At 43.5% G+C, this 25,366-nt stretch carries 18 protein-coding genes; 13 read left to right on the plus strand and 5 right to left on the minus strand.

Going from position 1 to position 25,366, the window contains the following annotated elements; genetic code table 11:
* Positions 1-37: 37 nt before the first annotated feature.
* Positions 38-1,570, plus strand: coding sequence for a sulfatase family protein (locus FKX85_RS10345; protein WP_141614656.1), 1,533 nt, complete (start codon positions 38-40; stop codon positions 1,568-1,570).
* Positions 1,543-2,955, plus strand: a complete 1,413-nt coding sequence (locus FKX85_RS10350) for an alpha-L-fucosidase (protein WP_229239823.1) — start codon at positions 1,543-1,545, stop codon at positions 2,953-2,955. Before FKX85_RS10345 ends, FKX85_RS10350 begins: the two co-directional genes overlap by 28 nt.
* A 729-nt stretch (positions 2,956-3,684) precedes the next feature.
* Here FKX85_RS10350 and FKX85_RS10355 read toward each other — a convergent pair.
* Complete coding sequence (locus FKX85_RS10355; protein ID WP_141614657.1) at positions 3,685-4,161, minus strand: hypothetical protein; 477 nt, start codon at positions 4,159-4,161, stop codon at positions 3,685-3,687.
* 466 nt (positions 4,162-4,627) lie between these two features.
* Between FKX85_RS10355 and FKX85_RS10360 the strand changes: the two genes are divergently transcribed.
* The 8 genes from FKX85_RS10360 to FKX85_RS10395 all read left to right on the plus strand — a co-directional run bounded on the left by FKX85_RS10360 (position 4,628) and on the right by FKX85_RS10395 (position 16,062).
* Entirely contained in the window at positions 4,628-5,281 is a 654-nt protein-coding gene (locus FKX85_RS10360; RefSeq protein WP_141614658.1) for an RNA polymerase sigma factor, read from the plus strand.
* 164 nt (positions 5,282-5,445) lie between these two features.
* Positions 5,446-6,447 (plus strand): FecR family protein, encoded by a 1,002-nt coding sequence (locus FKX85_RS10365; protein ID WP_141614659.1) that lies wholly within the window; start codon positions 5,446-5,448, stop codon positions 6,445-6,447.
* Between the two features lie 34 nt (positions 6,448-6,481).
* Positions 6,482-9,919, plus strand: a complete 3,438-nt coding sequence (locus FKX85_RS10370) for a SusC/RagA family TonB-linked outer membrane protein (RefSeq protein ID WP_141614660.1) — start codon at positions 6,482-6,484, stop codon at positions 9,917-9,919.
* Positions 9,920-9,939: 20 nt separating this feature from the next.
* Positions 9,940-11,721, plus strand: coding sequence for a RagB/SusD family nutrient uptake outer membrane protein (locus FKX85_RS10375; RefSeq protein WP_141614661.1), 1,782 nt, complete (start codon positions 9,940-9,942; stop codon positions 11,719-11,721).
* A 132-nt stretch (positions 11,722-11,853) separates the two neighbouring features.
* Positions 11,854-13,233, plus strand: coding sequence for a hypothetical protein (locus FKX85_RS10380; protein WP_141614662.1), 1,380 nt, complete (start codon positions 11,854-11,856; stop codon positions 13,231-13,233).
* A 188-nt stretch (positions 13,234-13,421) separates the two neighbouring features.
* Positions 13,422-14,870: an alpha-L-fucosidase gene (locus tag FKX85_RS10385; RefSeq protein WP_141614663.1), complete on the plus strand. Its 1,449-nt coding sequence runs from the start codon at positions 13,422-13,424 to the stop codon at positions 14,868-14,870.
* 492 nt (positions 14,871-15,362) lie between these two features.
* Positions 15,363-15,734, plus strand: coding sequence for a hypothetical protein (locus FKX85_RS10390; protein ID WP_141614664.1), 372 nt, complete (start codon positions 15,363-15,365; stop codon positions 15,732-15,734).
* A gap of 16 nt (positions 15,735-15,750) precedes the next feature.
* Entirely contained in the window at positions 15,751-16,062 is a 312-nt protein-coding gene (locus FKX85_RS10395; protein ID WP_141614665.1) for a hypothetical protein, read from the plus strand.
* Positions 16,063-16,608: 546 nt separating this feature from the next.
* Here the strand turns inward: FKX85_RS10395 and rlmB are convergent.
* Together rlmB and FKX85_RS10405 are read right to left on the minus strand one after the other, a co-directional pair.
* Positions 16,609-17,385: a 23S rRNA (guanosine(2251)-2'-O)-methyltransferase RlmB gene (gene rlmB / locus FKX85_RS10400; RefSeq protein WP_141614666.1), complete on the minus strand. Its 777-nt coding sequence runs from the start codon at positions 17,383-17,385 to the stop codon at positions 16,609-16,611.
* Positions 17,358-18,605: a GWxTD domain-containing protein gene (locus tag FKX85_RS10405; RefSeq protein ID WP_141614667.1), complete on the minus strand. Its 1,248-nt coding sequence runs from the start codon at positions 18,603-18,605 to the stop codon at positions 17,358-17,360. The genes rlmB and FKX85_RS10405 overlap by 28 nt, the downstream gene beginning before the upstream one ends.
* A 49-nt stretch (positions 18,606-18,654) precedes the next feature.
* Here FKX85_RS10405 and FKX85_RS10410 point away from each other — a divergent pair, with 49 nt between their 5' ends.
* Entirely contained in the window at positions 18,655-19,431 is a 777-nt protein-coding gene (locus FKX85_RS10410; RefSeq protein WP_141614668.1) for a class I SAM-dependent methyltransferase, read from the plus strand.
* A gap of 1 nt (position 19,432) precedes the next feature.
* The gene (locus FKX85_RS10415) at positions 19,433-19,882 is read left to right on the plus strand and encodes a GNAT family N-acetyltransferase (RefSeq protein ID WP_229239824.1); all 450 of its coding nucleotides are present in this window, start codon (positions 19,433-19,435) and stop codon (positions 19,880-19,882) included.
* A 74-nt stretch (positions 19,883-19,956) separates the two neighbouring features.
* Here FKX85_RS10415 and FKX85_RS10420 read toward each other — a convergent pair whose 3' ends face one another.
* Both FKX85_RS10420 and FKX85_RS10425 read right to left on the minus strand, forming a co-directional pair.
* On the minus strand, positions 19,957-22,938 hold the full coding sequence (locus tag FKX85_RS10420) for a glycosyltransferase family 117 protein (protein WP_141614669.1): 2,982 nt from the start codon (positions 22,936-22,938) through the stop codon (positions 19,957-19,959).
* 136 nt (positions 22,939-23,074) lie between these two features.
* The gene (locus FKX85_RS10425) at positions 23,075-23,692 is read right to left on the minus strand and encodes a hypothetical protein (protein ID WP_141614670.1); all 618 of its coding nucleotides are present in this window, start codon (positions 23,690-23,692) and stop codon (positions 23,075-23,077) included.
* A 401-nt stretch (positions 23,693-24,093) separates the two neighbouring features.
* On the opposite strand from FKX85_RS10425, the gene FKX85_RS10430 reads away from it, so the two are divergent.
* Entirely contained in the window at positions 24,094-25,290 is a 1,197-nt protein-coding gene (locus FKX85_RS10430) for a tetratricopeptide repeat protein (RefSeq protein ID WP_141614671.1), read from the plus strand.
* Positions 25,291-25,366: the final 76 nt, after the last annotated feature.

Genomic DNA, 25,366 nt, shown 5'->3' on the forward strand with positions numbered 1-25,366 from the left:
CCTTGTTTATTTGTTTTGAAAATCAACTAAATACATCATGCATACCTATTTGAAAGAAACTGCGTTTGTATTCTTTATGTTGCTGCTGATTTCTTGCAGTAAATCTGAAAAGGAAAAAAATGGACCAGTTCCTCCCAATATTATCTATATTCTGGCGGATGATATGGGAATTGGTGATATCGGGGCATATAGCCCGAATGGAAAAATCAAAACTCCTCATCTTGACCAACTCTCCGCAGACGGTATGCGTTTTACCGATGCACATACCTCCTCGGCGGTATGTACACCTACTCGATATGGCATAATGACCGGGCGGTACAACTGGCGGTCCACCCTGAAGAGCGGCGTGCTTTGGGGAGAGTCTGAAGCATTGATCGATACATCAAGAACTACGGTGCCATCCATGCTAAAGGAGCATGGTTATCATACAGCATATATCGGGAAGTGGCACTTGGGCTGGAACTGGGGCAGGGATGCAGAAGGAAATGTGGACTTCAGCAAGCCTGTGACGCACAATCCCAATGATAACGGATTTGACTATGCCTACGGCCATGCGGCTTCGCTGGACATTCCGCCTTATGTTTATGTCGAAAACGGAAAGGTAACTGCTTTACCGGTAGATTCTACAGAGAGTAAGGATAAATATGGCTGGTGGAGAAAAGGGGCAACCGGTGCTGATTTCGACCATGAAGATGTTACCCCTAATTTTTTTAGGAGAGGTATTAAATATGTGCAGGAAAGGGCCGCTTCCGATAAGCCGTTCTTCCTTTATTTGCCACTGCCATCACCACATACTCCGATCTTGCCCACTGCCGAATGGCAGGGAAAGAGTGGCTTAAATCCGTATGGGGACTTTGTGATGATGGTGGATGATTATGTGGGACAACTGATGGCTGCGGTAAAAGAGGCGGGGGTAGAAGAAAACACACTGGTCATCTTTGTTACCGATAACGGGTGTTCGCCTGCCGCAAAGCCTGAAGAATTGACCGCAAAAGGACATTATCCAAGTGGCCCCCACAGAGGTTACAAAGCCGATATTTATGAAGGTGGCCATAGAGTGCCCTTCATAGCTAAATGGCCAAAGGTCATCAAGGCAGGGTCAGTCAATGGCCAGACTATTTGTACTACCGATCTGATGGCTACCTGCGCGGCTATTGTGGGATACGAACTGAAGGATGAGGAGGGGGAAGATAGCTATAGTTTATTGCCGTTACTGGAAGGGAATGCTGGAGAAGAGGCCTTCCGGGAAGCTACGGTGCACCATTCCATAAACGGAAGCTTTGCGATCAGGAAGGGGGACTGGAAGCTGGCCATGTGTGCGGGATCCGGTGGATGGAGTCATCCTACCCCGAAGGAAGTAGCCATAATGGATACTTTACCTGCCGTTCAGTTGTTTAACCTGAAAGAAGACCCTGCGGAAACCATTAACCTCGAAGCGGAAAATCCCCAAAAAGTAGAAGAGCTAAAGACGTTATTGACCAAATATATTGCAGAAGGCAGGAGTACACCGGGAGCACCTCAGTCCAATGATGGGGACAAAGTTTGGAAACAACTGTGGTGGATGCAGTGATGGAGAAAATGTGGATTATCGGTTGTATTGGTTTAATGTCGTTTTTGACTCCCAGTTTGGAGGTATGGGCACAACAAATTGATGTCCCTGTTCCATCTCCGGCACAAATTGCCTGGCAGGAAGCGGAATTGACAGTGATATTCCACTATGATCTTCATGTTTTTGATGGTAAAAAATATGTCCAAAGCAACAATCGGATCACGCCAATCCCTGATTACAATATTTTCAATCCTGAAGCGCTGGATACCGATCAATGGGTCAGGGCCGCCAAAGGAATGGGGGCTAAGATAGCCATGCTGACGGCTACACACGAGACGGGGTTTGCATTGTACCAGAGTGATGTCAACCCCTACTGTATGAAAGCCTTGAAATGGCAGGACGGAAAAGGGGATATAGTTCAGGATTTTGTCACTTCTTGTCGGAAGTATGGAATCAAACCGGGGATCTACATCGGAATCCGCTGGAATTCATTCTATGGAATCCATGATTTTGAGGTCAGTGGGCAGGATGAGTTTGCGAAGAATAGGCAGGCACATTATAACCGCATGTGTGAAGGGATGGTGGAAGAATTAACTTCCAAGTATGGGGAGTTGGCGATTATATGGTTTGATGGCGGAGCACATGGGCCAGCCCAAGGAGGTCCCGATGTACAGGGAATTGTAGAAAGCAATCAGCCAAATGCCCTTTTTTACCATAACCTTGATCGTGCCGATATCCGCTGGGGCGGGAGTGAGAGCGGGGCTGTCCCGTATCCCTGCTGGGGTACGTATGGCCACCCTTCTTGGTTTGCCAATCGTGGTGATTCGATTGATTTCAGACCTATAAAATATGGTGATCCCAATGGTGCTTTTTATATGCCGGCGATGAGTGATGCACCGCTGAGAGGGTATAATGGAAGGCACGAATGGTTTTGGGAGCCTGGTGATGAAGCACATATTTATCCGCTCGAAAACCTCATGGAAATGTATTACAATAGTGTTGGGCATAACAGTACCCTGATCTTGGGGATTGCCCCAGATGAACGTGGACTGGTACCCAATAAAGACGTGGAGAGGATGAGGGAATTTGGAGATGAAATCTCCGCAAGATTTAATGATGCCCTTGCTAAGGTTTCCGGGACAGGTAAGGAGATATCAGTGCCACTTGGCAAGTCGTTAGAAGTAGGGACAGTGGTCATAGAGGAAGATGTCCGTTTTGGAGAACGAGTAAGAGAGTTTTTGATACAGGGAAAGACAAAGGGGCAGTGGGTAGACCTTTATAAAGGAACTTCTATAGGTCACAAACACATAGCGGTATTTTCAGCAAGGAAGGTGGACAGTGTGCGGCTTCAGATTCATGAAGCTATTGGTGATCCCAAGATCGCCTCCATAAAGGTATATGATTGAGGCCATTATTTTAGCTGTCTGAGTGCATACGTAGCTCGAAATGAACGAATTCCAGTTCGTCATCGCGAACGAAGTTGGTAACGCAGTGAAGCGATACCGTTTCATGATTACAAGATTGCTTCACTATACATCCGTTTCGTTCGCAATGATGTTATTACCGTTTTTTATCGAATTGGATAAATCCAACTGAGGTTATTTGGCAAAAATAGTACTGGTAATGGAGAAATTAATTAGAGCAAAAGACCTTATTTTGAATTAACTTAGTATTGTAAATCATTTAATGGGTTTTATTAGGGTTTGAAAGGTGAAAATCCCCGGAATATTGTCCGGGGAATTTTTTTTTATACCCCTAATATGCCTGATTGAAAATGAGGGTTCTATATGGTTTACTGTGGTTAAGTTGAGCGGTAGCGGGCTATGGGGATCGAAAAAACTCGTTGACGGATGGATTCGTCACTCAAATCATGCATACTTTTCTTGCCCGTGGTCAGTACCTACGGCGCTGTTAGGCTACCGTATTCGCTTTCTGTTACCAAGCTAATGCACCTAGCGGAGCATGACTGTTGACACTTCTGTCCGCTGAGTATAATAAGGCGGGTGTCCTGGCTAATGCCGCTAGACATTAAAGCTTGGTGAAATCAGGTTGCCTCTAGGCTTCTTTGTGCCGTAGGCCAGCCTTGCTCTAGGTAGGTAAAAGCCTGTTTTTCTGATCAATCCGCTCAAGAGAGATTAATCCATCTCTCCGATAAAAGGCAATTCTTCCTGCAATGAATTTCGGATGGTAGAGTGAATATAATCATCTACCTGCATAAACTTTGCCGCGTCCATGGCGTTGGTGGCTTTTTTGAATTTTTTGTAGTATTTGGCGTGCAGTTTAGTCAATTTAAGTGAATTGCTTAGTGTCCTTTTAGCTAAATTGTCAGCTTCTTCCTCGTCCAGGGTCGAATAATTGTCCAAGTATTCGTTGGCTATTAAGATTCGCTCCCTGGCAATGGCCTTTCTTTCTTCTTCATAAGCTTGATAGACGTGCCAAAAAGCAGGCTGGTCTGTTTCAGATAAGTCCATGTAATTTTCGATCAAGGTTTTCTTTTCCATACCGAATTCTGCTTGGATAAGCTGAATTTCTTCGTTTGCAGTCATTTGGGCATTGACGATGATGGGGCAAAAAACAAAGGTGGCGAAAAGAAGGTGTTTGAAGTTTTTCATGTTGGATGGGTATTTAATATTTTGACTAAGTTAGCCCCTAGTTGGTAGATGACATCTTTCTCTATGGACACGCTTGCCAAAAATGAATAAATCTTTGCAAGGAATAGTCAAAAAAATACCCGTGTTGGAGGCATTAAGCCACTGCGCTTACTGTATGATTTATAAAAAGGTGAAGTGCCGAAGGAGCAGTAAAGGAGCGTGATGGTTTATAGTGGAGCTTAAAGTGTTAAGATAATGGCTTGGGTAGTTGATTATTAGGGCAATTGGATAGTGTATGAAAGTTTTTAAGTTAAAATGCGTAATATTTTATCGATTATTATGTAAAAATTAACAATTATATAGTTTTATTTTTTCATTATGTTTTAATTAAGGTTTCGATTTGTATATTAATGGATACAAAGAAATTATGGTAGGTAGGTCTTTCGGGCTATATCATCCGATGATTCCAAGCATATATCCTTAAATCATGTCCAACACCGAAGCATTAAATTATACCCTTAAAGAGTGGAAGGAGGAAACTTCATCATCCAGCCGGCAGAGCCAATTTGCAGAAAAGGACGATGCCGTGATTTGGCAGCAATTTAAAGTGGGCAATGAAAGTGCTTTTATTTACATTTATAACAGCTATTTTGAGGAGTTGTGTCAATTTGGACTACAGTTTGCCCAAGTTGCGCTGGTGGAAGATTGTGTCCAAGACATGTTTATTGACCTAAGGAGAAAAAGGGAAAAGCTGCCTCCGATCACTTTATCCATAAGACTGTTTTTGTTCCAGTCTCTAAAGCGAAGGATTTTTAATGTATTGAAAAAGAAATCCTCCAAACTGGAAAGATATGCCGCAAGTGAGCATTTTGGAATATCTCCATCCCAGGAAACCTTAATGATCCTCAGTCTGCAACAAAAGGAGCGCCTTGAAAAGTTAGATAAAGCTTTGGCCGGCCTTAATGAAAAACAGCGGGAAGTGGTCTATTATTACTTTTATAAGGGGATGGGATATGAAGAAATTCAACAAATGATGGGATATGACCATGTCAAGTCTGCCCGTAACATGGTTTATCGGATCATTGGGAAGTTAAAGGAAGTGTTTCTGATAACATTGTCCCTAGCTTTTTGGAATACATAGTGAATGGTCTGAGAATTAATTGTTATCATAAGGAAAAATAATTTTAAAATTTTCAATTTCATATGATGTCATTTTGAAGTGTTACTTGTCTATAAGGAAAAGGACTAGTAACATTGGAAGATCATAAATTTGATATCGACTATTTTCTCTCTAACAGATACTTTGTGAGCTGGGTAAAGAATCCTAGTGAGGAAAGTGATGTTTTTTGGCAGAAATGGCTCCAAAATCACCCACAAAGCCACGATGATTTTTACCGAGCCAAGGAATTGGTGAAGCAGGTTCATTTTGAGGAATATCCAAACGGTAACCATCAAAAAGAAGCTATTCTGGATAAGATATTGAAAGAAAAGCCTAGCGATCATTTCAACGATGGAAACGAAAATCAGAGCCGTCTGCTTCAGATAATGCCCGTTTTACTTCGAGCGACGGCGGCATGTCTAATAATAATGTTGGCTGTTACGTACATCTTTTCTTCTTATCCGGTAAGAAACGATGAAGCCATTTCTACAGTGGCTTTTGTGACCAAAGAAAATCCATATGGGCAAAAGACAGCATTTTTCCTTCCTGACAAAAGCCGGGTTATTCTGAATGCGGGTAGCAAGATCAGCTTTCCAGAAACTTTCGATGGTACCAAACGCGAAGTGTTCTTGGAGGGGGAGGCATATTTCGATGTAATCCATGACGAATCCAAGAGCTTTTTGGTGCATTCCGGTGACGTGGTGACCCAAGTCCACGGGACGGCATTTTCTGTACAGGCCTTTTCGGGTGAGCAGATAGATATATCCCTGGAAAGAGGACTGGTCTCCGTCTACCCTTTGGAGCAAGAGAAGCCGGTCATACCATTATATCTAAAACCTGGCGAAATGCTTACGGTCCATCAGGATTTTGGGCAATCTGTTAAATCGACTTTTGACTATGATCAGCAGTTTGGCTGGAAAGATGGCAAGTTGGTTTTTAAAGGTGCCAATATCTCCACGGTAGTAAAGGTACTTGAGCGATGGTATGGGGTGAGTATCACAGTTGTGGATAATCCTCCATCGCAATGGAAAGTAAGCGGGGTTTTTCAGCAAGAGAGCCTGGAGAATGTACTCGAAGGGATAAAGTACGCAAGAAATATCACCTACGAAATCCATGAAAGTCATGTTACGATCAAGACAAAACCATAAACAATCTAAAAATAAACTTTAATCATTGCATGCTATGAAAAAAAATGTACCCAAGACCAATGGTCTAATCTGGAAAAGTGGTGCCATGCTTTTTTTTCTACTGCTCGGCACAGCTCTTCAGATGGCCAAAGCAGCGGAAAGAGCACAAGGAGACCTGGATATGGACAAGGTGTTTATTTCCCTGCACGAACAGAACAGTACTTTAAGGGAAGTGTTTTCTTCTATTGAGACCAAGACCTCGTTTCGGTTCTTTTACGATGAAGACCTAATATCAATAAATCGAAAACTGACCCTTGATAAGGATAATGCATCGTTGACAGCAATTCTTCAAGAGATTTCCGGAGCTGCGAATCTGAAATTTCGCCAAATTAACCATGTCATCAATGTCAATAAGCGGCACTCTGATAGTGAGCTAAGGGTGATCAGGGCAAATAGGATCGTGACAGGACAGGTTACTTCTGGAAATGAGCCCATGGGGATTCCCGGCGTGACCATTCGTGTCAAAGGAGGGAATACAGGAACGGTGACAGATATTGATGGAAAATTCAGTATTGAAGTGGCCGATGAAAGTGCGGTGCTGGTCATCAGTTCCATTGGTTACAAAACCCAAGAGCTTCCGGTAGGAAATCAGACTACCCTTAATGTGCAATTAGAAGAAGATACCAAATCACTGGATGAAGTGGTGGTAGTCGGCTATGGTACGCAGAAAAAGGTCAACCTTACCGGGGCGGTAAGTCAAGTGTCTTCTGACATGCTGGAAAACCGACCCGTGGCCAATATCGGTCAAGCATTGCAGGGAACCATCGCTAACCTAAACGTGGGGATTTCCAACGGAGCTCCCAATACCAATCCTTCGTTCAATGTAAGGGGAGGGACTTCCTTTTCAGGTGGATCTTTCCAAACGGGAAGCCCATTGATCCTGGTAGATGGCGTGGAGATGGATATCAACCAACTTAATCCGGAGGATATCGAAAGTGTATCGGTGCTAAAGGATGCCGCCTCCGCTGCAATCTATGGATCCAGGGCTGCATATGGGGTGATGCTGGTGACGACTAAAAAAGGTGCGAAAGGTGAAAGAACAAAAATAAGTTATTCCAATAGCTTTCAGTGGAACAAGCCTTCTGCTGTGCCGGATTTATTGGATGCCTATACCATCCAAGATGCTGCCATCAAAGCAGAAGAGTTACAGAACAGGACGCCTTCCTCGGATATGCAGGAAAAACTGGACAATATCGACCGATATATGAGCAATCCTGATACCGAATTGCCCTATTTTATGGATGCTGGGGGAAATATCATTTGGGTAGGAAACACCCGTCCCTATCAAGAAGCCCTAAGGGAATATAGTCCTATGCAGAAACATAACTTGAACCTGTCTGGTGGCAGCGCCAAAAGTTCATACTATGCATCCTTGGGCTATCAAGGCCAGGACGGTTTATATAAGATCAATACGGATAAGTTCAAGCGATACAATATGATGCTGAATGTCAAAAACGATGTTACGGATTGGTTCAGCGTTGAATTCCGCTCTTCTTATAGCCAGTCCAATTATTCAGAGCCTGTCAGTCCATCCGGGAAAGGGGGCTGGTGGACAGCGATGTCGCAGGAGCCCAGTCGAAACATTAACATGCCGATTAAGACCCCTTCTACTTCACCGGTAGGGGAGATGTATACCGATAATATTTTATCCTTTATGGATTATGGATCCCGTAATGATGAAACCAAGGAACATATCCTACTGGCCATAGCCCCCACGATCCATGTACTGAAAGGCTGGGATGTAAAGGCAAATATTTCTTATAAATCCTATAACTTCAGGAGAAAGCAGGTCATTCCTGAGTTGGAGCGAATAGAAAACAGATGGGATTCACCCACTACCGTGCATACCAATCCAAGCTCCGTGCAGCGGTGGACCCAGCACTCTGATCAATTTACCATCAACTTATTTACAGACTACTCCCTGACGCTGGACAATCATGAGTTTTATGTACTTGGTGGGTTTAATCAGGAGTCTTACAAGTACACTTATTTGGGAGGAAGGGGAGAACAGCTATTAACACCCTATGTTCCCGTGATTGGCCAAACCCTGGGTAATGAGTATGCCTATGACAATGAATCCGAATGGGCATTACGTGGGGCTTTTTACCGATTTACCTATAATTATGACAATCGCTACCTGATCGAGTCCAATGGACGCTATGACGGTACCTCAAGGTTTCCTTCAGACAGGCGTTTTAAGTTTTTTCCATCACTTTCCGGTGCATGGAGGATCAGTGAAGAGACATGGGCAGAAGGAATAAGGCCTGTAGTCAATGAACTGAAATTAAGGGCTTCATACGGTAGTCTTGGTAATCAGAATGTAAGCAACTATATCTATATCCCTTCTTACGGGACCACAGCACAAATTAGTTACCTTTTTGATGGGACAAGACCAGTGGGGATAAGGCCTCCAGGATTGGTGAATGCCGATTTGACCTGGGAAACAGCTACGACGATTGATGTTGGCTTAGATGTAGCGGTCTTTGATAAGCTAGACTTGAGCTTTGATTGGTATGAGCGGACGACCAGTGACATTTTGGTGGCAGGGGATAAGTTCCCTGCTGTTTTGGGAACCTCATCTCCAACCAAGAATTCCGGAGAAATGACAACGACTGGTTGGGAAGTAACAGCAAAATGGCGAGATGTATTGGACAATGGTGTTCGGTATGACCTGTCCCTAAACCTGTCTGATTACCAATCCGAGATCACCGAATTTAACGGCAACCCCAACAAGCTCCTTAGCTCACTGTACACTGGACAGGTGATGGGGGAGATTTGGGGATACGAAACAGTAGGGCTCTTCCAAAACCAGGAGCAGATCGATAATGCGCCAGGCCAAGAGCTGATCAATTCAGGGCTATGGTTTCCCGGTGATGTGCAGTACCGTGACATCGACGGTGACGGCGAAGTGGGGCCAGGTGAGAGTACTGCTGAAAATGCCGGTGATCGCAGAATCATTGGTAACAGCACTCCCCGGTACCAGTTCGGGTTGAATATGAACGTTTTTTGGAAAGGTTTTGACCTTAATATTTTCTTTCAAGGTGTGGGCAAAAGAGATGTATGGATAGGCAGTAACCTGTTTTGGGGTGGCATAGCAGGAGGCACGGGTACCTATGAAGTGTATGAGGACTCTTGGACTCCCGAAAGAACCAATGCATATTTCCCGGGTTACCGTTCCAGTGGAGCTAACCGTCAGACACAGACAAGGTACCTGCAAAATGCTGCTTACCTAAGATTGAAAAATGTTTCCCTGGGCTATACACTTCCGGCTGCTTTGACGGAGCGTATCCGTTTGGACAAAGTCCGGGTGTACACCTCGGCTTACAATATATGGGAAGCTACCAGTGTACCGGACACATTTGATCCGGAAGTGCTGAGCGGTAATTACCCGATGTTGAGGTCTATTGCTGCTGGACTGCAAATCACATTCTAATTCCTAAAACTGACACAATCATGAAAAGATTATATATCACAATTGCTTGCCTTGCAGGACTCCTTTCAGGGTGCAATGACGAGTTTATGGATCGCTATCCATTGGATCAAATTACCGATGAGAATTTCTGGAAAACAGCCCAGGACCTGGAGTTGTACTGTAATAGTTTTTATCCTGAATATATTACAGGTTTTGGTACCGACTGGGGCACTAGTACGGTAGCTCCCTATGGGTACAATGAAGCTATCGCGTATGGAGATGTCATTTCCGATAACGCGGCTCCAGAAACCTATTCTAAGGTGGCTGCTGACCAATATAATGGCTATGTAGGTGGAGGAAGCGGCAGTAGTGGATGGAGTTGGGGGAATATCCGCCAGCTTAATTATTTTCTGGATAACTACCAACGTGGTGATGTGGCAGAGGATGTAAGAAATGTTTATTTGGGAGAAGTCTTATTCTTTAAAGCCTGGGATTATTTCAAAAAGGTGAAAACTTTTGGTGATGTACCCTGGATTACCCACGCCCTGGAAACCAATTCACCAGAGCTATATGCTCCTCGGGATCCCAGGGAAGTGGTGATGGACTCTGTGATGCACATTTTAAATCAAGCCATCGAATTCCTTCCTGCCAAAGGGGAAGAAAAAACCGATCGGCTGAATAAAGATGTGGCCTTGCACTTAAAATCGAGAATTGGCCTCTATGAAGGGACCTATCGAAAATACCACCCGGAGATTGGCTTGGATGGGACGGCGTTTTTAAGCGCATCGGTTGAAGCAGCAGAACAGTTGATGGCTGGAAGTTATAGCCTGTACAGTACAGGAAATGCTTCTACAGATTACAATGATCTCTTCGCTACCTATAGTTATGATGGTAATCCTGAAGTGATTTTATGGAGGGAATATTCAGCAGATCTTACGTACGGAGTGGCATTTAGTCGATATTATGCACAAAACCTGCGCCATCGACACGGCGCTACCCGAAATCTCGTGGATGAATACCTTTGCGAAGATGGTTTGCCGATTAGCCAAAGTCCCCTTTTCATGGGCAAAGATTCTATTCAAACCGAGATGATGAACAGGGACCCAAGGCTTCCCCAGACAGTGGCCAATTTTGGAACTTACAATCTACAAGAGGGCGTACAAGGTGCCAATAATGCACCACTGCCAAATATTCCAGGGCTTTCAGGAAATAAATGTCCAACTGGATACCGCGTAGCAAAGTGGTTCTTAAATGATCCCGCTGACTGGGACCGAGTGACCAATGGCATGCAGGCCGCACTGGTGTTTCGGTATGCGGAGGTTTTGTTGAATTATGCTGAAGCTAAATATGAACTCGGGGAAATGGACCAAGCTGTATTGGACAACTCAGTCAATCTTATCAGGGCAAGAGTGAATATGCCACCAATGGTACTGGGTGATATCCCTGCAGATCCTGAGCTGGACGGTAACTACGCCACGTATTGTGACTATGTGCCCGATGCGGTTTTGAGGGAAATAAGAAGGGAGAGGCGTGTGGAGTTGGCTTTTGAGAGTTTCAGGTGGGATGACCTTATGAGATGGAAGGCAGGTAAATTTCTGGAAATTCCCGTGGAAGGGATCAAGTTTGTCCAAGAACAGTTCCCTGGTGTCATAGTGGACAAAGACGTGTTTTTAAGTGAAGAAGGCTACATTTTGCCTTATTACCAAACCCTTCCTGACGGTAGGGCTTTTGATGAAGAGAAACAATACTTATTTCCTATTCCGATTGAAGACTTGGTACTGAACTCTAACCTGGAGCAAAATCCAGGATGGGAATCCAACTAGCGCTTCAGCTGATGTTGAATTAAAAAGTTTTGTGTTGGGAAATAGATTAAGAAGGGGCCAAGTGGCCTCTTCCTGATCTCCTATTGTCTTTTTTTTGAAAATTAATTTTAACCACTAATAACTACTTTGATTATGAAAAACCGAGTCAATGAATTGTTTTTAAGAATGTTAGCTGTTTTTACTGCGGCTACAGTGATTTCTTGTAATGAAGTGCCGGAAACTCCGGTGATTGAAAATCAAAATGGGGCTGGTTTTGTGACCCATCAGGAGAATCTAAATGTGGTGTACTTTGTACCTACTGATAATCCTGAAGTGTCAGGTTATGAAGACCGATTGAGTGATCTTTTGGTTTATTTTCAAGAGTATATGGAAGATGAGATGGACAGAAATGGTTTTGGACAAAAAACATTTGGGCTACCGTTGGATTCTGCCAATAGCCGGGTAAAACTAGTGACCATTTACGGTACGGAGGACCAGTCCACGTATGGATATGGAAGTGCAAGTACCATAATTAGTGAAATCAATGCGTACAAATCCACCCATCCCGGTGACTTTACCAGTCAGCATACTTTGGTCATCTTGCCGCAGCGTACTGACAGCGGAAGTCAACCGTTTTACGGGTATGGTAAATATTGCTTTGCGGTAGACAATCCCAATATCAGTGTGGCAGAAATTCCCAGCACTTCTTCCAACTTGATAGCAGGAATGCTCCACGAGCTGGGGCACGGACTAAACCTTGCCCATAACAAGGCCAAAGATAATGAACAACAAACGTTGGGGACTTCCTTAATGGGGGCTGGAAATTATACCTGGGGGAGGTCAGCGACATTTATTCCTTTGGCAGATGCAGCGATATTAAACCGCAATCAGATTTTCCAGTCCACTCCGGTGGCAGATATTTATGGCGCAGCTACCACAACCATGAGTCCTGCGATAAGTTACGATGAGGTGAATGATGCGATCGCATTGTCCGGTACTTTTACCAGTGATAAGACGGTCAGCGATGTATTGGTCTGGGTGGATCCCAACGTCAATGGGGAAGGATCAGGAGCCAATAAGGATTACAATTCAGTTTCTTGGGTGGCCAATAGGAATGGGAGTGCTTTCGATGTGGATATTCCAATGGCTGAAATTCAGGATCATGGAGATTGGCCGTATGAGTTGAAGATAAAACTATTAATGGAAAATGGCACGATCAAGACGCATGGCTATAGCTTCAGTTATGTGAACGGTGAATTTACCTTGCCTGATGGTGTGGGGGTATTCCAGCACAGCAGCTACAATGGGTGGGGCGTGACACTTGCTGAAGGCTCTTACACAGCTGCCCAATTGACAGCACTCGGTGGAGTAGATAATGACATCAGTTCCATCAAAATTCCCTTAGGGTACGAAGTGACCTTGTATGATGGGGATAATTTTACCGGGGATAGCTATGAAGCTGGGCCTGGCAATATCAGCTTCCTTTCCGGATTCAATGACAAGGTGTCCTCTATTATAGTGGGTAAACAATAAGAATAAATCCTACTAAAATAACCGGGCTTTTGGAGAAGGTGCCTTTTCCAAAAGCCTTTGTTAAGTACCAGCACAGATGAAAATTACCAGAAAGAAATTCTTTTTTCCAAAGGATCTTTTCCTATCCTAAAGGACCAAATGAAGTGGAAATTGATTAAACAATGAACAAGCAAAAAATAAGTGAAAAAATGAAAAGGAGTTTAACAATGGTATTATTGATGTTTGCACTGACGGGTGCGAGCACCACTTTGACGATAGCCCAAGCCCCGGATAATACGCCAAGAATCTCCATGACGTTGGAGCATGGCGCCCACAGAATAGGTAAACGGATAGATTCGAAGATGTCGCGTTGGCGAAATTATGGTTTTGGTCAGTTTATCCATTGGGGGCTTTATGCCATTCCGGGAGGTCATTGGAACGGAGAATATTATGGCGGTGCCGCTGAGTGGATCCGCTCATGGAAAGGAATGCCCAATGAGGATTACGATAACTTGTATACGGAATTTGATCCAGTGGATTTTGACCCCAAAGCGTGGGCGGAGCAGGCCAAGGACATGGGAGCACGGTACATGATCATAACCACTAAGCACCATGATGGCTTTTGCCTCTGGCCAAGTGAGTTTACGGATTATGATGTGACCAATGCCCCATATGGCCAAGATATCATTGGCCCCTTGGTAGAGGCTTATGATGCAGAAGGCATCGATGTGTATCTTTATTTTTCTGTGATGGACTGGAATCATCCCGGCTATCGGAGTAAGCTGGAAACAGCCGAGGACAGAGAGGCTTATGAGGGTTTTAAGGAATTTACAAGAAATCAGCTGTTGGAATTATTGGAGCGGTACCCCTCGACGAAGGGGCTTTGGTTTGATGGAACCTGGGATGCGGCATGGAAGGAGCAGGCTGAGTTTGCAGATAACCTGGCTATGGAGATGCGGGAAATGATCCCTGGTTTGATCATAGGAAGCCGGTTTAGGCCAGATGACTATGGTAATCGCCATTTTGACAGCAATGGTGATCTGATGGGAGACTATGAGCAAGGTTGGGAGCGAAAACTTCCTGACACCTATGAAGATACCAAAGGTAATGATTGGGATTGTGTCATGACCGTTCCTGAAAACCAATGGGGATATCATTCCGATTGGAGAGGGCATGTGAAGACCAGTTACGAATTAATCGAAATGTTGGTAAAGTCTGTGTCCTTGGATGGGAATTTCGTGATGAATTTTGGCCCAAATGGTCAAGGAGAAATCCGGAAAGAGGAAAGACAGCTGGCTAAGGAGATTGGTGAATGGATGCACAAAAACCAGAAGGCCATTTATGACTGTGGTTACATTGATTGGGAAAAGCAGGACTGGGGATATTACACCCGGAATCGTGAGAGTGGCGAAGTCTATATGATTGTTTTTAATAAACCGATCAATGGCGCTTTGCGCATAAAAACACCTGCCAAAATCAACTTGGATAAGATCTTCGATCTCAATGGCCCCCAAAAAACTTACCGTCCTGAAGAAATCCATCGAAATGAATATTTTATTCACTTAGATGAAGCATTATTGGAGACGCCCAAGGTGATTGTTATTCAATATTCTGAAGCTACCAACCAGACAAAAGGCTATGATAAGGCTAAGACCTGATAATTATAGCAAGTAACAGGAGGCTGGCTTTTATTGATGAATGAAAGTGAGAATGCTTGGTTAGTATAAAAAATAAGTTTATTCACTTATTTTTTAAGCATGGATTTACTAGTTCATGCTTTTTTTGAATTTTTCACTTAAAAAATGATAGTTTGGCAAGTTATAATTTTTATATTCGTACCTGAACATGTTCCACAAAGTGTAGAGGTTCTCTACACGGGTTCTACACATTGGAGAGTGGGACGTGGCTTTAAGGGCTGATTTCATAAATGGCACGGGTTATGAATACTTGTCTATCAAATGAAACAGTAAATGATCGAGCTGAGAAGAAAGGTGCTGTTGTTGGTTTTTTTAATTGGTTTTATCATCGTTGCGCTCATTGGAGCGACAGGGATGCAATTAAAAAGAGAGGCAGGCGAGTTTCAGTTAAAGCTTGCTTCAAGGGTGCCAAGTAGCAGTATAATGTATCAACCCTAGACTAAAGATTATTCCATGAAGCTGATAACGTGCATGAGTATATTGACCATGATGATTTTAGCGTCATGTGGCAATCAAAGTGGAAATGAGGCATCAGAAGATGAACAACTTCAGTCAGAGGAAGTAATGCCGGATATTGATGGGGTTAGCGAATTGCAAACTCCTTCTGATGATGAGGCACAGCGGGATGAAATTGATAAAGAAGATCTTCCCGAGGACGTAATCAATTTGTTGGAGAGAGATTCCCTGCTTTCAACACTCCAGCTTAAAAAGGTTTACAAAGTTATAGAAGATGGGGAGACATTCTATGATATAGCTTTCGAAACTGATGAGAAGGAAACCATGATGGTATTGATCAGTGGAGAGGGAGAAGTACTGGAATACTAAACATTATAAAACAAATATGAAAAGAGTAGCTTTCATTATTGCATTGGGCGCATTGGTGTCCTTAGGTGTGGAAGCCTCTGAAGGGATATCGCCAAAAGGGTCGATTGTCCATTTGCAAGACAGAATAGAGATTGCTCCTGAGGATTTGCCTCAGGCAATAAAAGATACGATAGACGAAAAGTCTGAGACTAAAGATTTAACCATTTCGAAAGCCTATCAGGTGACAGATGAAGAAGGTAATGTCATCTATGAGGTGAAATTCGGAACGGGCGAACAAAGCATCACCAAAAAGTATGATGCTGAGGGAAAAATACTAGTAGAGGAGTAGTAGTTTCTTTTTATTCATGACTAAGGCACCGATTTATTGAGTCGGTGCTTTCTTATTTTATAGCAAAAAATAGTGAGGGTCAGGTAATGCTTGGATCAAGCAATATTTCAACTAACCTCTTCTTGGTACTTTAGGGATCAAGCGAACAAGTTGGGGGGATTGGATTGGTTCCGATAGCACGCAGGTGGCGCAGATTAAGAAGATTAGCGCAGATTTTTTATAACAACCTGATCTTGAATGCTGAAAACCAACTATTTAGGATAGGTTCCTGTAGTTCCGACAGCTGTGCTGCGGAACTACGAATATTGAGTTTTCAACTCAATACCACATATCTAGAATACTCCGGACCACGCCATATTTCTGGGGGCGGGGTAAGGTTTCCATTCATTTGGTATGTCGCCACGAAGTCGCCAAGACACGAAGTGTTTTGTAGGCGGATTCCAAATTTCATGGAAAACAAACAGCTTTGGGTCTTAGAATCTTTGTGGCAAAAAAGAAACCATATTAAAATAGAGGGATTCATGCCCAAACTTTTCCGATAGCCCCTTATTTGGTTCGTTGTCGGATGATTTCGTAGATCAATACACCACTGGCCACTGATACATTGAGGCTTTCAATATTGCCGGCCATGGGGATGCGGACAAATTCATCACTCAGTTCCATCAGGTCATCGGATATGCCGTCTTCTTCAGAGCCCATGATGATGGCTGTAGGTACAGTGTAATCTGCATCGTACATTTTTCGCTCCGTTTTTTCAGTACAGCTGACGATATTTAATCCCATTTTTTTAAGGTCCTTCACCATAAAATGGAGATTCCTGGCCCTGCAAACAGGTAAAAAGTTAAGTGCTCCCGCAGAGGTTTTTACAGCGTCGGAATTGATCTGGGCAGCGCCTTTTTCAGGAATAATGATGGCATGTACGCCAGCGCATTCGGCCGTTCTGGCTATGGCACCAAAGTTTCTCACATCAGTAATCCTGTCCAATACCAAAATCAGGGGATCTACACCTTTGGAAAAACACTCCGTGATGACATTATCGATGGAAGCATATTGTATGGCAGACATGTGTGCCACGACGCCTTGATGGTTCTTGCGCGTGATCCTGTTCAGCTTGGCCTCAGGGACTTTTACCACCGGTACGCGGTCTTGTTTCGCCTGGCTGAGGAGTTCCTTGATCAGTTCATTGTTCAGCTCCTTGTTCACCAGGATTTTGTCAATGTCTTTCTGCGCATGGAGGGCTTCCATCACTGCTCTAGTGCCAAATATGAAATCTTTTTCGTGCGCTCCCTTTTCGATCAGAAAGCCATCTTTCCGCTTCTCCATAATGTAATGCTTTGGAACCATTCAGGCTGATATGATCTGGAACGGTTCAACTTGTAGTAATTTGGTGTAAATATATTCCTAATTCGAGCAAAGGTAAAGCTTATTTTTGACTTGGAGCCTATTTTAGCATAAATCCAGATTTCTTTATCAGCGTCAAAAAATACACTGGCAGGAGGTCCCATAACGGTGTAGATCATGCCACGGTCAGTTTTCCACCCTTCTTTAAAATCTGTGAAGAGAATATTGGCAAACTCAATTTGACGGAAATACTCACGGATAATTCCCTGTGCTTTTTCCGTATCATGTGTCAGCTCCAACCAGTATTGATCCAATGCTTTCTTCTTGTCTTCTGCGGCACGCAGTGCTTCATGCTCGTTTCTGGTAGAGATGTATACCAATTTGTCGATCATCTCATCATAGGTGGATACACGGGGATAGGCAGCACTAGTGGCTTTGACCATAAATCCAGTTTGCTCAGTGGTGTCTGTCTGAACAAAATAATATCCTTCCTCTTCAAAGGGCTGAGGGACATTGACCAAGAACTCGCCATTGTCGATCACCTGAATGTCCTTGGCCACAGGAGCAGGTCGGGTTTCCATGGGGGGGAGAGGGATTTCAAAATCCTGGGGATAAAAGTAATTATAGAAGTTCAAACTTTTGCCACTCTTGAAAAGCAGTGCTTCTCCTTTATTGATAAATGTTTGATCAAAAGGAATGTCATTATCGTAATAGGCGCCAAAGCCAGGGATGTCAGCAATAAAAGGGCTGATGAGATCGGCATGGTAGACGTATTGGTCACCCTGTCGGGTGTCCTTGCAGATGATTACCGCATAGGCCTCTTGCTGGTCTGTAGGAATGGTGACGGACTTTTCGAAATAGAAATGCCTGTCGGTGTCTTTAGTCAAATCAGATGAGGTAAGTGGGACGATGTTTTTTTCATTGATCTCTTCTTCGAAGTCTTCTACGACTACATAAGAAAAGGCGTAATCATCAAAGTTGGGGCTTTCTTCGATTTTTTCCACCGGCATTTGAAGCAGGAATTTCCTTTCACCGGTTTTTATTGGGATAATCTTGGGCGAAATCCGGGAGTACCGGGAATAACGAAGGCTTTGATTGATGTTTTTCAGGTTACTTTGTGCCTGTGCATTCCATGCTGTCAGAAACAGTATCAAGGAAGTACTAAGTAATGTTAAATTTACTGTCTTTATCTTTATCATCATTCGGTTTTAAAAATTAACCTTAATTTTGCTTAAAATAATAAAATTTTAAATGGCTACCTATACAACGGAAATTGCTTCGGATAAGTTGGTAAGTGATAACCCAATTCATCAACGTTTATTAAAGGCATACATTGCGGCGAAACCTTTGGTAAATGGAGATTTATTGGAAATTGGCTGTGGAGAAGGCCGAGGAGTGGAAGTGCTCAGTGATCTGGTGCGTTCTTACCATGGGCTGGACAAAATCGGTGAAGTAATCGATAAGTTACAGCAGAAATTTCCTCAGGCAAAGTTTGAGCAGGCGGTGATCCCCCCTCTGGGTACGGTGCCTTCTGAGCATTATGATACGGTGGTGAGTTTTCAGGTGATCGAGCATATCCAGGAAGATAAGGTGTTTTTAGAAGAAATCTATCGCGTGCTGAAGCCTGGTGGCAAAGCCATTATTTCTACGCCAAATATTCGCCATACACTCAGTAGAAACCCTTGGCACATCAGGGAATATACAGGCACTGAATTAGTTCAGCTTTGTGAGCAGGTGTTTGACAAGGTGAATGCCAAAGGAATCGGAGGGAACGATAAGGTCTGGAGTTATCACGAGGCCAACAGGAAGTCAGTAAATAAAATCATGCGTTTCGATATTTTTGACCTGCAGCACCGCCTGCCTGCATCCATCTTGCGAATGCCATATGAACTATTGAATCGGGTGAACCGTAATAAGCTCCACAAACAAGGTGGCAATACCGTAACCGATATTACCCATGAGGACTACTTGGTAGTAGATCATCCTGATAAAGGACTGGATTTGTTTTATGTGTTAGAAAAGAAATAAAGTGGCTATACAATTCAGTATTGATGAGGTCAGCAAAGAGGAGTATTCTGCCGTAGTAGGTGTTTGGGAAGCTTCTGTGAGGGCTACTCATGATTTTTTGAAGCCCGGGGATATCGAGCGTTTTAAGCCGTTGATCCTAAACCAATATTTAGATATGGTTACGCTGGCCTGCATAAGAAATGAAGCGGGCAATATTGAGGGATTTGTTGGAGTGGCTGGGGACAAAGTGGAAATGCTGTTTGTCCATCCTGCTACAATGGGTACGGGTATGGGTGGGGCATTGATGCATTATGCCATTCATAGCCTAAAGGTCAAAAAAGTAGATGTCAATGAAGATAACAGTCGAGCAGTGGCATTTTATAAACATATTGGCTTTAAAGTCGAAGGCCGCTCACCCTTGGATGACGAAGGCAATCCTTACCCTATATTACATTTGCAATACCAAGACTAGCTTTGGAGAAAGATTGTTTTTGTTGGAAGGATGAAAACTAAAAAGAGCGGCCTTTTGAGCCGCTCTTTTTAGTTTTATTTCCTGTTCTGGAGGATGCCTCGCGGGGAGGCTGACGTCCCCATTACTTTGTCCAGATTGTTCTGGATTTCGGTGGCCAGTTCGTCGTATCCACGTTCTTGCAGCAGTGGTACAAAGAACCGCATCATCTCTAGGGAATACATCACTTCCCTGTCCATGGCACGATTTTTTTCCTGGTAAAACTGCAGCATCTCGAACGCTCTCTTTGAAAGCACCTCGATGATGTCCAGTGCCATATCATCTTCCCCTAATTCGAATAACGAAGGTACAGACTGCCCGCTGGACAGGTCATATGGAATGGCTTCGTTAGGGAACTTATCCATGCTCAGCTTTTGAATGTCTGCGGCCATGTCCAGCTTATCTTCCATGATCAGTGCATTGGTCAGGCTGTTAAACATGCTTCGGTGGTTAGAGGTAAACCTTCTGTATTCTTCGTCGAAGTAATTGTCCGGGTTGTTCATGCCACGGTATGCGAAGTTCTCCGTGACATTTTTATATGCCAGATCAGTGTTGACGAACTCATCGACATTTTCTGGCTTTTGGACAGGTAACAGTCGATACGTAAGGCCTTCCATCACCACATGATTGCTCAGATCGAGGCTGATAGAGGAAAGGGAGGTGTTGTTGAAATAAATTGGTCTCTCCCAGTTGTTTGTAGCGATAAGGTCCAGTAGCATCAGGTTTCCCTTGGTCAGGTAATTTCCTTTTACCCTAAGGTTCATATGGTTCACGGTAAGGTTTTCCATACCTTCTGGTACCACGCCTTTTTGGATCACTTCAGCAGAGTCCACTTCGAGAATCAGGTTCCTGGAAGGTACTTGGTAGATGGTATTGGTATAGCCTGATTTTACTTTCAGTAGATCGCTTTCGTTTTTAAGGAGTCTCAGGTATTCTTTGATCGATATCATTTCCAGTCCTTGGCGGTCATTGACAAATAGGATGTCATTGGTGCCCCGCTTAAAGTTCTTTTTCTCCAGAGAGAATGGCAACGCAGCGGACTTATTGATAGGCCTGGTCATTTGCTCTACATACCAATCTGTATCAAAATAGCTTAGCACAATGACACGCACGTCTGTCCTAAAGCCTTCGACCTCCTGCACATACCAAAGCGGGAAGGTGTCATTGTCCCCTCCCGTAAAAAGAATGGCGTTTTCTTCACATGAAGCAAGGAAGTTTCGCGCTGAATCTACAGAGAAGTATCGGTCTGAACGGTCATGGTCATCATAGTTTTGGGAAGCCATCAATACAGGTACCGGGAAGGCGATTAGCGTCGCCATGATAGAGGCTACCGCAAAGTTCTTGTTCAGCTTGGCCAGACCATGAGCAATGGCCAACACACCCATTCCTATCCATATGGCGAACGCATAAAAGGACCCAACGTAAATATAATCCCGCTCACGGGGTTCCACAGGTGGGGAATTGAGGTAAAGTACCAGTACCACACCCATCATCAGGAACAGCATCGTGGTAAGCCAGAATGACTTGGTATCGTACTTGGCCTGAAACAGCAGTCCTATGAGCCCCAGTAGTAAAGGAAGCATCAGGTAATTATTGTGGGCTTTGTTGTTTTCGATGAAATCAGGATAGTCTTCGAAGGCATTGGTGATGCCCATCCAGGGGGCATCGGTGATGTCGCTTTCCCTACCGGAGAAATTCCATAAGAAATAACGCCAGTACATATGTCCCAGCTGGTGATCCAGCATAAAAGCGATATTGTCACCAAAAGTAGGTTCTTCACCTTCCCTTAAGCCAAGTTTTTGACGGTAAAGTCGTTTATGTTGGGCCTGAGTGGAATATATACGTGGAAGAATAGTGGTTTTTTCCGGATCGTACTCCGTGACCATTTCATAATCGACAATTTCATATTTGTCATCTCCTTTGGCATAGACAGGATCTCCCTCTTTTTGCTCTTGTACTTCAGCTGTGAAGTATTGTCCGTGCATCAAAGGACGGTAACCGTACTGTTCGCGCTTAAGGTAACTGACAAAGCTGATAATGTCCTTCGGTGCATTTTCATTGATTGGTGGATTGGCATTGGAGCGGATGATGATGAGCGAATACGAACCATAGCCGATCAAGATAAAGGTCAATGAAAGCAATACGGTGTTCAGGATAACCTTTTCCTGCTTGATCGAGTAGATGACAGCGGCAATAAGGCCTCCGAGAAAAAGTACGATAAAGAAAATGATACCAGAACCAAATGGCAACCCAATGCTGTTGACAAAGAAAATTTCCATGGATCCTGCCAGGCTGGGCAATCCTGGTATAATGATGTTATTGATTGCTACCAAGGCTACCCCTCCCAATAGGAAAGCGACTATGGCTCCCTTGAGGTTTGGGTTCTTGTATTTCTTAAAGTAAACTACCAAGGCCAGGGCAGGTAGCGTCACCAAGTTAAGCAAGTGAACCCCGATGGATAGTCCTACCAAATAAGCAATGAAAATCATATATCGGTTTTCATCTTTTGGGTTTTCGATGACATCCCATTTTAAGAAGGCCCAGATAACAATGGCCGTAAAAAAGGAAGACATGGCGTACACTTCCGATTCAACGGCCGAAAACCAAAAGCTATCTGAAAATGTATAGACCAAAGAGCCGATGATACCAGCTCCCATAAGAGCGATGGTGTGGCCTTTGCTTTCCTTATCTTTTTCCAGTTTGAACAGCTTTCTGCCAAGAAGGGTGATGGACCAAAACAAGAAGAGGATGGTGAACCCGCTGAAGAGAGCACTGCCGGCATTCATCCAAAAGGCAATCTCAAGGGGATCCCCAAGAGCAAAGAAAGAAAACATCCTGTATATAAGCAGGAAGAAAGGCGCACCTGGAGGGTGGGGAACCTGCAGCTTATAGGCTACTGCTATGAATTCTCCCGGATCCCAAAAACTGGCCGTTTCTTCTATCGTCAGAAGATAAACGAGTGAGGCAATTAAAAATAAAACCCAGCCTGTGAGGTTATTGACTTTTCTATAATTGATCATGTTTGAGTTACACTGATGTGAAAGGCGAAAATAAAAAAATATTCACGAAAACAGGGCGATTTAACCATTTTTAAAAGGGTGGCAAAAAAAGGCTATAAAAAAAGGGAAAGCTTGGCTTTCCCTTTTTGGAATATCGTTAAGAAGTAATCCCCTGTTTTTTGTTCATTTCATCCACGAGCTGGCGCTTCAGCTTACGCTCCCTGTCCAGTGTGTTTTTGCGATGGGTTTCAAACTCTTCCTTGATTTCAATGAGGTCTTTTCGTGTTTCGACAATGACCTTGTGGCTGTTGGAATACTTATAAATAAAGTATGCAAGTGCAATGCCCAGGCCAATGATGATGCTCCACATCATGGTGCTGTATGTGGTTTTATATACTTGGATCCCCAGAAAGGAGAAACTGTCTTTGGCCGCCAAGGTTTCGTTGAGCTCATTTTCGGCATTTTCTATTCCGGTGTTTAGCTGGTCGATCTTAGCGTTCTGCTCGTTGATTTTGCTGTTTTTCTCCACGATCTGGTCTTTGAATACCTTTAGTGAATCCAAGATGTTTGATTTGATCTTGCTCAGGTTGGTCTTCTTGACCACTTTGTACTCTTGGTAGTTATTGGAGGCGTCATTGAGGTAGTCAAACTGGCTTTCGATGGTGCCGCCATTGAGGGAGTTCTGTGGTTTTTCAGGCTCAGGGTTGTCCTGGGCTAAAGAGGTATTGCATACAGCGATACACACGAAAAGTGCTATGATAATACTTCTTTTCATTTTGGTTTGGTGTTTAGAAATTCTAGTTGGTTTTGTTATTGTAACACGAGAATACAGGTTTTATTGCACTTTTGAAAGGAAAAGCGCCATTAAAGCCTATTTTTGGCCAAAAAAGCCTCGTTTTTTACCGTTTTTATAGGTATGTAATGGTTTTTTGAAGCCATATTCTATTTTAGGATAGGCGAAGTTTTTGATTTCATATAGCGAAAACTGTGTTTTTTTTTAAGGACATGGAAACTAAAATTGAGCATAAATGGTTTCCAAAGACAATTAAAAAAATGGCGATAGTAAAATTAAGGGCAGAGCTGATCGTTATCAATGTTTAGTCGGCATAATAATAAATTTCAGAATTTCTATTAAGGAAAATGAAGAAGGTCGTAATTTTGCTAAAAAATAATTCAATGAAAATCGCAACATACCTTTTCATTATTCTGCTGTTTGCATCTCAAGAGGTAGATGGCCGACAGTTTCAAAGGGATTCTGCAGAAGTGTCTTCAGAAAAACCAAAATACTTGCTGTTGGACAAGGGACTCCAGTTCAGGATTACCGAGGCAATCAACAGCATGTATAATTTTGATTTTGAGACCGCCGAAAGGGGATTTGCGATAATGCGATATACGTATCCTGAACATCCGCTACCTTATTTTCTCATGGGGCTTGCGCAATGGTGGAAGATTGTTCCCGACATGGACAATGAAGAGAACGACAAGATCTTTTTGAGGTTTATGGAGGAAACGATCACCAAGGCCGAAGTAATGCTGGATGAGGATCCAGATAATAAAGAAGCAGCTTTCTTTTTGGCTGCGGCGTATGGATTTAAGGGTAGGCTGCTGAGTGAGCGTGACAGTTGGACTGCTACGGCAATTGCTGGAAAGAATGCGCTAAAGTACATGGAGCTGAGCAAGGGTGAAGAGGAGTTGAGTCCGGAATTGTTGCTTGGAGAGGCATTGTTTAACTATTTCTCGGTATGGATTCCGGAAAATTATCCATTGATGAAGCCCGTTATGGCACTGTTTCCCAAAGGTGACAAAGCCCTGGGATTGATGCAACTGGAAGAAGTTTCCAAAAATGCATTTTATGCCAGGGTAGAAGCGCAGTATTTTCTTTTTCGATTGTATGCTTCGGAGGAAAAGCGCCCTTACGATGCTTTGCAGATTACAGATTACTTGCATGAGAAATATCCAAACAACCCCTATTTCCATCGGTTTTATGCCCGCCAGTTATATGCGGTGGGTAGAGGAGCGCAAGCAAAAGAAGCCTCGCTTGATATCCTTCGACGTATTGAAGACGAACAGCTTGGATATGAAGCGAACAGTGGAAGGTACGCCTCGTTTTTTGCTGCTCAATACTATGATCGGATAAATGATGTACCAAATGCCAAAAAATATTACCAGAAAACAGTGTCCTTCGGAGAAGAATCAGAAAGCCAGGAAAGCGGGTATTACCTGTATGCTTTACTGCATTTAGGGAAAATAGCAGCCAGTGAAGGAAGGGATAAAGAAGCCAAGGATTACCTCAAAATGGTGAAGAAATATGCTAAGCGAAAACACCCCGCTCATCAAGAAGCCAGAGATTTTTTAAAAAAGAATAAACTTTAATACTGCATAGTACGTGTATAATAAAATCAATCAAGAGAAAATTTGAAATTTTGGATATAATAAAGTTTTATGGTGT

The organism is Echinicola soli (assembly GCF_006575665.1).
Lineage (GTDB): Bacteria > Bacteroidota > Bacteroidia > Cytophagales > Cyclobacteriaceae > Echinicola > Echinicola soli.